At 68.3% G+C, this 13,514-nt stretch carries 12 protein-coding genes; 5 read left to right on the forward strand and 7 right to left on the reverse strand.

The genetic code is table 11. From position 1 onward, the window contains the following. The first annotated feature begins 584 nt into the window (after positions 1 to 584). Complete coding sequence (locus tag ACZ69M_RS38575; protein WP_470057418.1) at positions 585 to 737, forward strand: hypothetical protein; 153 nt, start codon at positions 585 to 587, stop codon at positions 735 to 737. Between the two features lie 284 nt (positions 738 to 1,021). On the opposite strand, the gene ACZ69M_RS38580 is transcribed toward ACZ69M_RS38575, so the two are convergent. The 3 genes from ACZ69M_RS38580 to ACZ69M_RS38590 are packed head-to-tail and all read right to left on the reverse strand — an operon-like array spanning position 1,022 to position 3,302. After that, on the reverse strand, positions 1,022 to 1,729 hold the full coding sequence (locus ACZ69M_RS38580; RefSeq protein ID WP_470057420.1) for a B3/B4 domain-containing protein: 708 nt from the start codon (positions 1,727 to 1,729) through the stop codon (positions 1,022 to 1,024). 41 nt (positions 1,730 to 1,770) lie between these two features. Then, positions 1,771 to 2,418 (reverse strand): FMN-binding negative transcriptional regulator, encoded by a 648-nt coding sequence (locus ACZ69M_RS38585; protein WP_470057422.1) that lies wholly within the window; start codon positions 2,416 to 2,418, stop codon positions 1,771 to 1,773. Between the two features lie 47 nt (positions 2,419 to 2,465). Further along, positions 2,466 to 3,302 (reverse strand): EamA family transporter, encoded by an 837-nt coding sequence (locus ACZ69M_RS38590; RefSeq protein ID WP_470057423.1) that lies wholly within the window; start codon positions 3,300 to 3,302, stop codon positions 2,466 to 2,468. A 117-nt stretch (positions 3,303 to 3,419) separates the two neighbouring features. Here ACZ69M_RS38590 and ACZ69M_RS38595 point away from each other — a divergent pair, with 117 nt between their 5' ends. Next, positions 3,420 to 4,004 carry a helix-turn-helix domain-containing protein gene (locus ACZ69M_RS38595; RefSeq protein ID WP_470057425.1) on the forward strand — a complete coding sequence of 195 codons (585 nt, stop codon included), beginning with the start codon at positions 3,420 to 3,422 and terminating at the stop codon, positions 4,002 to 4,004. Between the two features lie 312 nt (positions 4,005 to 4,316). Next, positions 4,317 to 5,315 carry a LuxR C-terminal-related transcriptional regulator gene (locus ACZ69M_RS38600; protein ID WP_470057427.1) on the forward strand — a complete coding sequence of 333 codons (999 nt, stop codon included), beginning with the start codon at positions 4,317 to 4,319 and terminating at the stop codon, positions 5,313 to 5,315. A gap of 155 nt (positions 5,316 to 5,470) precedes the next feature. Here ACZ69M_RS38600 and ACZ69M_RS38605 read toward each other — a convergent pair whose 3' ends face one another. Next, on the reverse strand, positions 5,471 to 6,181 hold the full coding sequence (locus ACZ69M_RS38605) for a DUF6333 family protein (RefSeq protein ID WP_470057429.1): 711 nt from the start codon (positions 6,179 to 6,181) through the stop codon (positions 5,471 to 5,473). Positions 6,182 to 6,493: 312 nt separating this feature from the next. Here ACZ69M_RS38605 and ACZ69M_RS38610 point away from each other — a divergent pair, with 312 nt between their 5' ends. Further along, entirely contained in the window at positions 6,494 to 8,668 is a 2,175-nt protein-coding gene (locus ACZ69M_RS38610) for a hypothetical protein (RefSeq protein WP_470057431.1), read from the forward strand. A 332-nt stretch (positions 8,669 to 9,000) separates the two neighbouring features. On the opposite strand, the gene ACZ69M_RS38615 is transcribed toward ACZ69M_RS38610, so the two are convergent. Then, positions 9,001 to 10,527: a sensor histidine kinase gene (locus ACZ69M_RS38615; RefSeq protein WP_470057433.1), complete on the reverse strand. Its 1,527-nt coding sequence runs from the start codon at positions 10,525 to 10,527 to the stop codon at positions 9,001 to 9,003. Then, positions 10,514 to 11,194, reverse strand: coding sequence for a response regulator transcription factor (locus ACZ69M_RS38620; protein WP_470057435.1), 681 nt, complete (start codon positions 11,192 to 11,194; stop codon positions 10,514 to 10,516). Before ACZ69M_RS38620 ends, ACZ69M_RS38615 begins: the two co-directional genes overlap by 14 nt. Before the next feature lie 279 nt (positions 11,195 to 11,473). Between ACZ69M_RS38620 and ACZ69M_RS38625 the strand changes: the two genes are divergently transcribed. Continuing rightward, positions 11,474 to 13,153 (forward strand): glycosyltransferase family 39 protein, encoded by a 1,680-nt coding sequence (locus tag ACZ69M_RS38625; protein ID WP_470057437.1) that lies wholly within the window; start codon positions 11,474 to 11,476, stop codon positions 13,151 to 13,153. Here the strand turns inward: ACZ69M_RS38625 and ACZ69M_RS38630 are convergent. Continuing rightward, positions 13,044 to 13,430, reverse strand: coding sequence for a nuclear transport factor 2 family protein (locus tag ACZ69M_RS38630; RefSeq protein ID WP_470057439.1), 387 nt, complete (start codon positions 13,428 to 13,430; stop codon positions 13,044 to 13,046). The two genes, ACZ69M_RS38625 and ACZ69M_RS38630, sit on opposite strands and share 110 nt — an antisense overlap. Positions 13,431 to 13,514 lie beyond the last annotated feature (84 nt).

The raw sequence follows: 13,514 nt of genomic DNA on the forward strand, positions 1-13,514 counted from the left end.
CTGTGGTGGCGGGGTTGGGGTGGTTGTCCTGGTGGACGGTGAGCAGGGTCATGTGGGTCTCCGTGGTGCTGTGGGAGGTGCCGGGATGGACCGTGCAGGGTCATAAGATACGAACCTACCGGTTTTCTTTTCAAGGGTGGGCGGGGAATTTCGCGGGGGTGGGTCGGGGGGTCGGGGTGTGGGGTCGGGTGGGGGTGTGCGGGGTGCATATTCACTGGCTCGCTGGGGGTGTGTGGTGGGGATCTTCGCTGGGTAAGCGGGGGTTTTGATTCCGTTCTGTGGGTGTCTTCCGGGGGTTGGGGGTGGTGTGCGAGGCTCGGGGTCGGGTGGTTGTGGGGGTGTGCTGGGGTCTCTTGTGTGGGTCTCGGGTGAGGCTATAGTGAAACCGGCCGAGCGGTTTTGTTTTGCGAGTGGTTCTCTGGTGGGTGTCGGTGGTGCCGGGGGTGGTTTCCGGGATGCGTATGGCCCGGGTCGGCACCCGGACGCACACGGTCCGGGGTCCTCTTTCGGGGTGAGTGGCGCGGGTCATGCGCATGGCTTCGTAGCTCGAGGGCCTGTACCTCGGTGGGCGACAGGCGTGTGGTGTGTGCGCATTCGGTCTTGTTTTCCTGGGACACCTCACCAGGAAGGACGCAGCGACGGCCGCGATGAACTACCGCGTCGGCGCGGTGGACGCCGAACAACTGGCTGCGGAGCTGGAGAAGAACCGGTTGCTGACGTCTGATCGAGGCAACTGACGCTCACCCACTACTGGCTACTTGCCCCTGAAAGGGGTCTGGCCTCGTGGTGATGCTGGTGTGGAGGGGCGGCGACGTGCCGTCAGTTTGCGGGCGGCCTCTGTGGAGAAGCAGCGCCGGGGCCGAAGGAAGCATGGAACGTCAGCAAAATCGACTCTCGGGTGAGCAGGCGACCCGATCGGCCCAACTTCCCAGGCCGGCCCATCACGTTGGTGCCATGCGCACGCGTCGGCCCCTGCCCGGGGAGGGGCCCGCGGTGCTCGGCAAGGATCCGCCTGGAGGCCTCAAGTGGTGGCCTTCTCGTGTGCCGGGCTGAGGTAGTGCGTGGTGGTCTGTTCGGCGTGCGGGATGAGCAGGCCCTGCAACTCCTCGGCTGCGACCTTGAGCAGGTCGCCGTCACGGGTGGCGTGGAGGGTTTCGAGGACGAAGGTGACGTGGGTGGAGTCCTCGGTGACGCGGGTGCGGTGGGCGTCGCGGTGGTTCCAGTGGCGGGTCAGGACGCCGGTGGTGTCGGCGTAGATGATCTCGCCCGGCTTGGGGTTCTCGGTGGTGTCGGGTTCGCCGAGCGGGGTGAAGGTCTCGGTGCCGTCCGCGTGGCGGATGTCGACGTCCCCAGTGACGTGGTCGAGGTCGAAGGCGCCGGCGGGCAGACCGTGGCGGACGGAGACGGCGTTGTAGGAGTCGACGGGCGGGTTGATACGCGGCAGGGCCCCCTTCTTCGCGAGGCGGCGACCGAGCGCGTCGACGCTGGGGCGGATGCGGCGAGGGTTGGTGCCGAAGGCGCGGTAGGCGGTGTGCCACGCCTCGATACGGGGGTCGTCCTCGTTGGCGGGCTGCCAGGCGCCGTCGGCAAGTTGCTGCTCCAGGTCCTCCACGGCGGCGGTGGTGTGGGGCCAGGATTCATGGCTACGCAGGCCGGTCGCGGTGACCAGGGCGACAAGGGTGTCGGGGAAGGCGTCGGCGACGGCGGGGCTGAGGCGGAAGACGGTCATGAGCGGGGTTCCGTTCCTGTGTGCGTGCGGACGGGCGCGGGTCAGGGCTTCCAGGGTCCGATGCGGTCCAGGCGGCGGCGCTGCTGGAGGGCGGTGGGTACGTCGAGGCCCTGGCCGCGCGCGGTGAGGTGGTCGGCGACGGCGGTGCGGTGCTCGACGGGTTTGTGGTCGTCGTACTTGAACTTGGCCACCACGTCGGTGACTTCGAGGCGCAGGCCGCGGATGCCGGGCAGCATCCGGCCATACGGCGGCTGGTCGACGGCGACGGGGGCGTGGTCGCCGTCGGGCTGGAAGTGGGCGAGCTGGCGGCGCAGCAGCTCGGCCTTGGCCTCGGGGTCGTCGATGATGTGGGCGCGGCAGGTGAACTGGACGGCCGTGTAGTAGCTGGTGGGGACGCCGTCGGTGAGCGGGGTGCCGGCTGTGGCGCGCCATGGGCCGGGGATGAACGCGTAGTCGCCGAAAACGGTGAGCAGGACGTTCGGGTCGTGGTCGATCGACTTCCAGGCCGGGTTGGGACGGGCGAGGTGGACCAGGAGGTGGTCACCGTCGCTGCTGAAGTGGGTGGGGACGGCGACGGGCGGGTGGCTGGGCAGGCCGTTGACGCTCAGGATTCCGAAGTCGTGCCCATCGGCGATCCAACTCTGCCATTCGGCTTCGTCCAGGTTGGTGTCCCAGGGCTGGATGAACATGCTGTGCTCCTTGCGTAGTGGGCGGAGGTGGGGGCGGGGAGCGGGGTTCAGGCGAGAGCGAGGAGGCTGACGGCGACGGCGGCGGTGCCCAGCCCGACGAGCTGGGCGCGACGGATGCGTTCGGCGAGCACGCTGCGGGCGAGCAGGACGGTTCCGGCCGGGTAGAGAGCGGTGATCACGGCGACGACGGTGAGGTCCCCGCCGCGGGCGGCGAGAAGGAACAGCAGGTTCGCCACGGAGTCCAGCACGCCGGCGGCTGTCGACATCGCGTAGGCGGGGCGCTCGGAGCCGAGCCTGCGGTACATGAGGCCGGCCGCGGCCAGGGTGACGGCAGAGGAGACCGCCCGGCCGATGATCAGCGGGGCCACGCCGCTGTCGGAGGGTGCCTGGTGCAGGAAGATCAGCTGGAGGGCGATGGCACCGCCCGCGCCGAAGGCCAACAGCAGCGCGGTGCGCGACGGGCGTGCCGCCCCGGGGCCATGTCCGGCGCTGACCAGGACCACCGCGACCAGCGCGAGCGGCAGGCCCACCAGCCCGGCGGCGCCGAGGTGCTCGCCCTGCAGCAGACCCACGCCGACGGGCAGCACGGCGGACACGAGGGCGGTGACGGGCGAGAGTACGTTCATCGGGCCGATCGCCAGGGTGCGGTAGAGCAGGGCGAACGCGGCGGCCGAGGCGATGCCGGACGCGGCGCCCCAGCCGAGGGCGCCGACGCTGAACGAGGCGCCGAGGAACGGCCACAGCAGCAGCTCGACCGCGAGAGAGGCCGGGGCCGCGATCATCACGGTACGCAGCACATGAGCCTTACGTGCCCCCAGACCACCGAGGAAGTCGGCGCATCCGTAGGCGAGTGAGCTGCCCAGGGCCAGCAGCAGAGCGGTCACGGTACATCCCTTACGATTCGATGGAACGACTAAACGGTACAACAAACCGACTGAGGTGTGTCAACCAAACGACCGGGCGGTGCACTACAGTGACCCACTGGCGAGGATGGTGATCGGATGGCCGAGACAGAGGCAGCCCTGCGGACGCTCGCGCACAACGTCAGGACGGCCCGCACCCGCGCGGGCCTGTCCCTGGACGAGCTCGGCCGTCGCGCCAAGGTCAGCAAGGGGGCTCTCGTCGGGTTGGAGAAGGCGCAGGGCAACCCGAACTTCGCCACCCTGGTCCGGCTGGCCGACACTCTTGGCGTCTCGGTGTCCGCTCTGCTGGAGGGGCCGTCCGAAGGCCGCGTCCGTGTCGTGGCCGCCGACGCCGTGATGCCCTTGTGGACCGGTGTGCAGGGCAGCGAGGCCCGGCTCATGCTGACGACCTCGGGCCCGGCGCCGGTCGAGGTCTGGCGCTGGAAACTGGAACCGGGCGAGGAGTACCCCAGCCACCCCCACCAGGCCGGAGTCGTGGAGACCGTCAGCGTCACCGCCGGCCGGATGACCCTGATCGTCGACGGCGCCGAGCACACCGTTGAAGTCGGGCAGACCGCCACCTTCGACGGCGACGCTCCGCACACCTACCGTGGCGCCGGCACCGAACCCTGCCGGCTGATCATGACGGTCCACCTGCCACCCGGTCCCGTTTCCACCGCCTGAGCCGACGACACCCGGGTGGGCCGCAGTGGCGCCGTCCCCTTCGTCCTGGCCGCCGGCTGCGGACGGCCCCGTTCGGTCGTTCTGCCGCGGTACTTCTCGGCGCCGTGGGTTGTGTCCCTGGCGACAGGGCGGTGAGGACCCAGGCAACCGGCGTCGCCCCGCGCTCGCGCATAGGTCAGATGACGTAGCCATGGCAGCCGCCGCACGAACTACGTCATTTGGCTCAATCGAAGGCTGATGCCGCCCTTCTAACGTTCGGGTCATCATCCCGACCGAGTCCGGAACGGAATTCCGGGCGAAGGAGGCAATGCCGTGAGCGAAGTGAAGAACATCGTGTTGGTCCACGGCGGTTTCGTCGATGGCTCGGGCTGGCAGGGCGTCTACGATCATCTGACCGCCGACGGCTACCGGGTCACCGTCGTGCAGAATCCGCCCCTGTCACTGGCCGGCGACGTCGCCGCGACGCACCAGATCCTTGACGACCTCAACGGCCCTGCCGTTCTGATCACGCGTTTCGCGGCACCCAGGCGTATCGAGCTTCTCCTCACCCCGGCCGCGGAGATCAGAACGAGAGCGGCTCTCGGCCACGGAGGATACGAAGCGGCATTCCTGCGGGCGACCTCGGTGAGCCCCGCCGGTGTCCTTCCGCATTTCCAGGCACCTACCCTGTGGCTGATCCAGGACCTCGTGGAGTCGGCCCTTCTCTCCGGTCGGCACGCCGAAGCCGAGGCGCACGTCGCAGCGCTGCGCCGCGCCCAGGTACCCGCGATATTCGGACAGGCCGGCTCTGGTGACGCACGGCGCGGCCGCCATGAGGCCGACGGCGACCGGTTCGTGGCACAGTTCGCACGCGCGCTGGCCCTGCCGGGCGCCGACACCTGGCCGTTCGGCCTTGCCCGCATCCGGCTCTTCTACGGCGAACGCCTTCGGCGCGCCGAGGCCACGCAGACAGCGCGTGAACAACTCAACGCCACCCTCACGACCTTCAATCAGCTGGGGGCATCGCCCTGGGGCGACCGCGCGCGCAGCGAACCGCGAGCATCAGGCCTCGCGGCTGTCCAAGCCGGCGCCTCGCCGGACACCCGCCTGTCTCCCCAGGAGTACGAGATCGCGAGGCTCGCCGCCGTGGGTATGACGAACAAGCAGATCGGTCAACGGCTGCACCTCTCGCCGCGGACCGTGGGAAGCCACCTCTACCAGGTCTTCCCCAAACTGGGCATCACCTCTCGCGCAGCGCTCCGCGATGCCCTGCGAGAGCCCGGGAAAGCAGCGGACGCCGGACCGAAGGACACTGTGCCTCCGCAGCCGTGATCGCCGACCTGCGCGGGACGGCCCTGAGCGGCAGTACTGCGTGGAGTACTGGGCCACAAACCCCGCTTCGGCGACATGGCCCGGACGCGATACCGCGCCGACCCCGCCTTCAGTCGCGAGACCTGCATGGCTGGCGCTGCCACAAAGGGCGCCAGCTATGGAAACCAGACCTCGCCGATGCTGTCCTCGCCCTCCTCGCTCCGGTCGACGACGAACGCCGACTCGAAGCGCTCTTCATCCGCGTAGACGGACAGAGCGCCGCCCGTGAGCATATGGAGGAAGCCGTCATAGTCGAAGAACCCTTCATCACTGATGTCGTATCCCTCGCCCAACCGGTCGGGGTCGATCCCCACAGCGGCCAGAGTGCCACGCGGGTCGCCAGTGATCTCCAGCTCGTCGAAGCCCTCGACCATCAGATCAGGGGTACCGGGCACAGCAACAAGGATCTTCGTGTACGAGGCGCCGAAGTCGCGTTCGCAGACAGCGACGATCCGGGCATCCGGATGCTTCTTCCTCTGCGCCTGGAACTCGTCCTCCAAAGCACTGGCCATTACCCCGTCTTCGACAAGCGCAGGGTCGCTGATCTTCACCGTGGAGCCCCACACGGCCGCGCGTACGCCATCCAGCTCTTCCCGGCTGGCCGGGCTTCCCGGATGCTCCAGCCGCGACGGAGCGCACTCACGGCGGATCACCGACACGGTCGACAAGGACAGCACCGCGGCCCTGGCCGCCCCCGGATCGTGGGCAGTAACAGGCGGCCGCTCATTGGGCTGGAGCGGGGCCGCGAAGGGGGGATGGACGACGACCAGATGCGCGTGCCCGCTGTGACGGGGATTCACCTGCGTTCCGGGGGATACGGGACTCATGCCGCCGAGCGTATGCCGTAGCCCGCGATCCGGATGTAACGGTCCTGTGGAGAAGGGGAGTTGACCCGGTTGTCGAACTGTGTATCGACTACGGCCGGTACACGCGTGTGTCTAGCGTGAGGTCCGTTCGTCGGCGCCACATTGACCACGGGGGCCCCTGGCGCCACGAACACCCCATGCCCTACTGGGCCCCCACGGGGACATCACGTGCCAAAACCCATACGCAACCGGCGGTTGCGTGCGCTGCGCCGGTCGGCCGTCGCACTAGCGTGCGCTACGGTCATGGCCCTCACCGGGCTTCCCGGAATCACCATGGCGACCGCTGCACCGAAGCCGCTGGATCCGGGCAAGCGCTGTGACGAGTTGTACGGCCTGCCGAGCAGCACCAGCCCGACCGTTGACCTGCCGGAGTTCGACGCGTCCCGCGCGAAGTCCCAGTGGGACGAATACGAGTATGTCAACCCCGCCAAGGAGTGGGACGGCCTCGGGTCGCCGTCCGCCACCAAGGAAGCCGCACTGTCCAAGCTGACCAAGGCCCCGGCGACACAGCCGGACCGGGTCTGGTGGAGGTGGCTCCAGCAGAAGGACAAATACCCCAGGTTCGAGGACTACCGGGACGCGAAGTTCATCACCAACTCCGGGAACGACCCCCGCGGCAAGGCCTTCGAACGGAAGGTGATCAAGGATCACGGGCTGGTCGGACCGGACTGGATCTGCCAGAAGGAGGTCGAGTTCAAGGACCCCGACACCGGCAAGACCTACCGGCGCAAGCTCGACGCCTACAACACGCGGACGAAGCAGATCCTGGAGATCAAGTCCAACGGCAGCCCGGACCGCAGAGAGATCCCCAAGGACCTCGCATGGGCCAAGGACCCCAACTGGAAAGACAGTCGGGCCAAGTTCGTCTTCGCCGAGCCTCAGAAGGCCGACGCGAAGAAGTTCCTGGGAGACATGCGCCAGATCGCCGGGGACCGGGTCACCGAGTACAACTACCGCTCCGACCGCGTGGAGCTCGCCCCCAAGGGCGGACAGCGCGCCACGAGCGGTCTGCTGCAGCCCCCGGGCCAGTCCGGCTCCACCCGTGGCGGCGCCACCGACCTGATCCGCGAGTCGCGGCCCACCCCGAAGGACATGGCGGAATACCTGAACCGCAGGAACGTCGCCAACCCGGGTGGTCTGCCCCGTGGCCCCGGCGGCGTCGACTTCTCCACCCTGGACCTGAAGTACATCGGCAAGCCGGTCAAGGGCAAGGGCGTCGACTTCGCGTTCGACGCGAACGAGGACCCCACCGAGAACTCCGGATGGGGCGGCAAAGCCAAGGCCCAGCTCATCTCGGACGCGTTCTTCACCTGGCTCGCCCTGAGCCCCGACAAGTTCTGGGTCAACCTCAACCCGGATGAGCCGGACCGCATCATGGACGCCAAGTTCGGCAAGACCGACGCCGGCCGTGTGCTCCTGGAAGCCGACCTCCAGATGAAGCACGACTTCTACAAGGCCATGGACCCCGATACCGACCTCGGCAAACGCTATTGGGCGGCCCTGCCCAAGCAGAACGGCTACCCGTGCATGCCCGGCCTGCGCAACTGGATCGAGCCGAAGACCGCGCAGGTCCGCGAGCAGGACGGCGGCATCTACATCCTTGACACCCCGCTGCGCCTGAAGTCGACCGCGCAGACCACGATCACCCCCGGCCCCGGCACGCCGATCTGCACCCCGAACGAGGCCGAGACCAAGGCGGCACAGCGCGTCATCGACCAGATGATCGTCCCCGCGGTGGAGAAGACCATCAACACCGCACCCCAGTACGCCGACCTGCGGCGCGTCTACACCGCCCGCGTCGCCGCCGAGTACATCCGCCAGCAGGACGCCAAGGCGCCCACCGACTACCACAAGATCATCAACAGTGGTGATGTCTCCCGCTGGCCGCTGCGCGCGCCCAACCAGAACTGGACCCGCGAGGCCCTGTTCCAGAAGTACCGGTACATCTACACCCACGGCGAGTTCGAGTACAAGATTCCTGCGAACGGCACCGTCCAGGTCTACCTGGTGGGCGGCGTCGACATGTCCAAGCAGCCCAAGCACAACGTCAGCAAGGCGCGCTTCACCGCCCAGCACCGCTACCTGCCCCGACAGGCGCAGACCAGCGTGAAGACCCTCACCGACAACACCGACATGACGGGACAGGTCCTTCTAGGCGCGAACACCGCCGCTGACGACACCGGCACATCCACTCCCACGCCCACGCCAACCCCGACACCGACACACACGGGCAAGCCGACTCCCACCCCGACCCACAGCGGTGGAGGCGGCGGAAGCACGCACACCCCGGCACCCGCCACGCCCGCACCCAGCGAGCCGGGCGGTGACCTCGCGCACACCGGCAACGACTCCCCGATCGGCCTGATCTCGGGTATCGCCGCCGCCCTTGCCGTGGCCGGCGGGGCGCTCGTGTGGTGGATGCGCCGCCGCAAGACCGCCCAGGAGTAGCTCCCGGCGGACGAACACACACGATGGGGCCGGTACGCAACCCGCGTACCGGCCCCATCATTTCAACAGCCCTGGGGGATGCAGGGCAGCAGGCGAGTCGATGCCGCCACCGACGAACTCGGCCGGGAGTACGTCCGGGTCAATGGCGTGCCCCTCCGGCATCATCGAAACAGCCCTGGCCTACGACCCCGCCACCGGTGAGCTCATCGTCGGCATCGACGTCCGGCCGGTCCGCACTTGGCCGGGGGTGATGAGAACAGCAGCCTTGTGCAGTTCGTCGCGTCGGACGACGCGGGCTACTCGACCGGCGCGGAGTTCGTCGCCGACGGCGGCTACCTACCAGGGTCCGTCCCCGCCGCGAAGCTGGGGCCCTCCGCGCTTCGGAGAGGTGCGGCCGGGCCCGGACTGCGCGCCTCGGGCAGGCGCAGCAGAAAACATGCACCGGGTGTCCGGCCCGTGAGGGTGAGCGTGCCCTGGTGACAGCGGGCGAGGTCGCGGGCGATGGCGAGCCCCAGGCCGGTGCCGCCGGAATCGCGCGAGCGGGCGTCATCGAGCCGGGTGAAGCGTTCGAAGATTCGCTCAGCGTCCCCGGCGGGCACGCCCGGTCCGTCGTCGCGCACCGTGGTGACGACCCAGCCGTCCTGATTCCGGACGGTGACCAGGATGTGGTCTGCGGCATGGCGGACGGCGTTGTCGACGAGATTGCGCAGCAGCCGCTCGAGTTCGTTCCGGTTGCCGTGAACAAGTGCGGGACCAGTGCTGCCACATGTGAGGGACAACGGGCGGTCGGCAAGCGGGTATTGCTCGATCAGGCGGGAGGCGAGAGCTGCCAGGTCGACAGTGGCGGGCCTGGCCACCGGCACGCGGGCGTCGAGGCGGGCAAGGAGCAGGAGATCCTCGGCGAGAGCCTGGAGACGGCGGGTCTGTCGTGCGGCGGTGGTGGCCGCGGCAGGCCAGTCGGTGCGCTCGGGGTAGGCGAGCGCGACTTCCAGGCTGGCCAGCAGCGTGGTGAGGGGACTGCGCAGTTCGTGGGCGGCGTCCGCGACGAAGCGCCGCTGCTGGGCGGCGGCGTCGTCGAGACGCTGAAGGGTGGTGTTGATGGTGGTGGCCAGGGCGGCGATCTCGTCACCGGTGTCGGGGACGTCGACGCGTTCGCGGGGGTCGGTCGCGGTGACCGAGGCGGTGCGGGCGCGGATGGCCTCGACCGGCCTCAGGGCGAGCCGGGTAGCGGCGTAGGCGACCGCGGCGATCAGGACGAGACCGGCGATCCCGGTGCGCAGGAGCAGGCCGTCCGAGGTCGTGACGACCGCCTCGGCAGCCTGCGGGGCCAGGACGACGTAGACCCGCAGCTTGGCGTCGTCGGCGACGCCCAGGGCGGCGGCCTTGGCGTGGCCGAGTGCGCGGGCCTCGACGTCGGCGGTCATCGCCCGGAAGGTCCGGTCGGACAGGTCGGCACTCCCGTACACGTCGTCGTGCCGCGCGGGCATGCGGACGGTACGTATGTTCCACTCGGGCTGCCCGGCCGACGGCGGGGCGGGCAGCACGTGCCGGGTCCCGGAGTCGAAGCCTTCCATGACGAAGCTGTGGGCGACCGACGAGCGTCGGCCGGTGGCGACGATCTCGTAGGGCAGGGCACTTCTGTCGTCAGGAGCGACGCCCTGCTCCAACTGCCCGACGAGCCCCCAGAGTTGTTCCTGAGCCTGCGTCGTGGTGGTGTCCATGCTCTGGCGGTACACGTCACGGTGAAGCCACCAGCCGATGCCGACCAGGACTACAGCGGCGGCCGAGGCGGCTGCGAGGGCGGCGCGGGCCCGTACCGAGCGCGGCCACCAACGGCGCCGCGGCTCAAGCGCGTTCACGGTCGTCCACCAGCCGGTAGCCGATACCCCGGACGGTCTGCAGGGACCGCCGGTCGAACGCGGCGTCCACCTTCTTGCGGAGAGCGCTGATGCGTGCCTCCACCAGGTTGGGATCCCATGCGTCGTCGGGCCATGCGTGATGCAGCAGGTCCGTTTTCGAGACCGCCTGCCCCGCCCGGCGGGCCAGCAGCTCCAGCACCGCGAACTCGCGGGGCGTCAGGTCTACTCGGGTACCGGCCCGGCGGCAGACACGGGTGGCGACATCCATCGAGAGGTCGCCCACGGCAAGGACGGGCGGTGCGGTCGTGGGAGCCCGCCGCACGAGGGCTCGTAGCCGCGCGACGAGCACCACGTAGGAGAACGGCTTGGCCAGATAGTCGTCGGCCCCGGTGTCCAGGGCCTCGGCCTGGTCCCACTCGCCGTCCTTCGCGGTGAGCACCAGGATGGGAGTCGTGTTGCCCTCGCGGCGCAACTGGGCGCACACCTTGTAGCCGTTGAGTCCGGGCAGCATCAGGTCCAGGACGACGAGAGCGTATGCGCCGGTGCGGGCCATCCACAGTCCCTGTCGGCCGTCGTGGGCGAGATCGACGGTGTAGCCCTCGGCGGTCAGACCGGTGTGCAGGGTCCGCGCGAGGTCTATCTCGTCTTCTATCACCAAGATGCGCATGACGTGCAGCGTCGCACAGTCCCCGCACGGCTTCCTGATGCCGTGATCAGGTTGGGTCAGCGACGGGTCAGCAGAGGCCGGGCACGCTGACGGCGCCCTTGTTGCCTCTGAAAGACCCTGCTGCCCATGCCTTTTGACGACCGCGGCCCCGCCGTACCCGGAACAGTGGCCACTCCCGCACCCGCAGCCCCGCTCGGTGAGCTGAGCCTGTGCATCACTTCTTCGCTCTCACCACTCCGCCTGCTCACTTCCCGCGTCCCCGTCCATGCGGTCCAACACTTGGAGTTCGAGATCAGCACCGTCCGTGAGCAAGCACCACAGCCGGCAAAGGCTGCCCCGTCCTCCAGCGGCCTCTCCCGATTCCGCATCAAGGCCTTTGTCGCAATCGTGCCCATGACCGTGACGTTCGCTCTTGGACTTTGGGGCATCCGCAGGCAGAACAGTATGTGGGGCGACGAGTCCGTCACCTATCAGCTCGCGCATCGCGATCTGACCCACATATGGCGCACCGCCCAGCATGTTGATCTGGTCCACGCCTGCTACTACGCCATCATGCACGAAATCTACGGCCTCGTCGGTGGCGGTCTGCTGACATTGCGGCTGCCGTCGGTGCTGGCGATGTCCGTGGCAGCGGCCGGAGTCGGACTTCTGGGGCTACGCCTTACGGGACCTCGCGCAGGGCTGCTGGCCGGACTGGTCTTTCCCCTTGTCCCGCAGATCCAGCGGTACACGCAAGAAGGCCGTTCCTACGCCATGGTGTGCGCCCTCGTCACCTGGGCGACCTATGTGCTCGCCACCTGCGTCGTACGCCACACACGGTGGCGGTGGACGGCCTACGGCTCCACCATGCTGCTTGCCTGCCTGCTCCATGAGTTCGCTGTCCTCGCCCTGGCCGCACACGGCGTGACGTTGCTCGTCTCCGGCGTTCCACGACCACTACTGAGGGCGTGGCGCGTGACTGTCGCGTGCATCGTCGCCGGGCTGCTGCCGCTGGCCATCCGCAGTTCAGGGGAGTCGGGACAGGTTTCCTGGATCGCCTGGCCCGATCCCGTGCAGTTTCTGGGGTTCTTGGCCATGGTGATCGTGGGCATGAGATGTGCCCGGTGTCCCATGAGTGTCAGGGCGCCGATACAACTGCCGGCCCTGGCCCTGCCGATCCTCGTGCTCCCCGGCCTCCTGCTGCTCCTTCTCTCACCGGTCAAGCCCCTTTTTGTCGACCGGTACGTTCTCTACAGCAGCATCGGATTCGCGTTGCTGCTGGGTGCCGGGATGGATCGTCTCCACAGACGGCAGCTGTCCTCTCGGGCATCGTGGGTCGCAGCCCTTGCGGTGCTGGCCGCACTCCTCCCGCCGAGCCTCTACCTGCGGATGCCCCAAAGCCGACACGATGACGTGATCGCCATCGGCAACGCCGTACGGCATGCAGGTCGTCCGGGTGACGGACTGCTCTATCTGCCGGGCCGACACCGAGTCTGGATGGGAGCCAACCCTGAAGACACCCGGATCCTGACGGACCTGGCCCTGGTGCAGGACCCCACTTCTTCGAACACACTCGCCGGAATCGAGCTTCCCGCCCAGGCCATACCGGCACGCATTCTGAAATTCAGCCGGATCGTCGCGGTCCGCGACCCAGAGGGTGCACACTCGGACACGAACTCCCAGGAGGAGGCGAAAACAAGGACCTTGAAGCGTTATTTTCGTGAGTGTGGAACAACTCGCGTCACTGGGGCGCGTATCACGGTCTACGTCCGCAAGGTGCAGTCCGCGGTGGTGGTGGCCGTCGACGGCTCCTCAGTGGACACGAAGGCATCGCGCGATTCCAACCGGCGCCTGAACCGTCGTAACGAGCTCAGAACTGGGGCATCGATTCCACCCATTTGGCACGCCAGGCGGGCGGAGCGAACGGCTCCGCGAAGTACTGGGTCTCGTGGGCGACCTTTCCGTCGTGGAATTCCATAATGCTGATGGTGGATGCCGGTTTCCCGTCGTAGTCGATCACATATTCGGTGATCCAAAGATCCCCACTACCGAGAATCCGTCGGACGGTGAAGGTGAGCTTGGCCGGGTGGTGTGAGCGCAGCGCCTGGAGATTGCGGCGGCCGTGGATGCGCTCACCCGACTGGGGATAGTCAGTGATGACGTCGTCGTGATAGATCTCGTGCTCGACGTCTTGGTCCCCGGCAGCGGACGCTGCCCAGTGCCGGTCCAGCGCCGCTCGGTTCTGCTGGTCTCCCACCGCGTTCCCTCCGATCACAGAAGCATCGGACGAGATCCATCCAGGCCGTGTCCTCATTCTCTCCCCGGACGATGCCCCCGGCCA

It is taken from the genome of Streptomyces sp. NPDC107454, assembly GCF_055582885.1.

Bases quoted from the DNA above. Each gene is read 5' to 3' on its own strand.
- ACZ69M_RS38580 (WP_470057420.1), bottom strand. From the start codon at position 1,729: ATGACCGTCTTCCGCCTCAGCCCCGCCGTCGCCGACGCCTTCCCCGAC.
- ACZ69M_RS38585 (WP_470057422.1), bottom strand. From the start codon at position 2,418: ATGTTCATCCAGCCCTGGGACACCAACCTGGACGAAGCCGAATGGCAG.
- ACZ69M_RS38595 (WP_470057425.1), top strand. From the start codon at position 3,420: ATGGCCGAGACAGAGGCAGCCCTGCGGACGCTCGCGCACAACGTCAGG.
- ACZ69M_RS38605 (WP_470057429.1), bottom strand. From the start codon at position 6,181: ATGAGTCCCGTATCCCCCGGAACGCAGGTGAATCCCCGTCACAGCGGG.
- ACZ69M_RS38610 (WP_470057431.1), top strand. From the start codon at position 6,494: ATGGCGACCGCTGCACCGAAGCCGCTGGATCCGGGCAAGCGCTGTGAC.
- ACZ69M_RS38620 (WP_470057435.1), bottom strand. From the start codon at position 11,194: ATGCGCATCTTGGTGATAGAAGACGAGATAGACCTCGCGCGGACCCTG.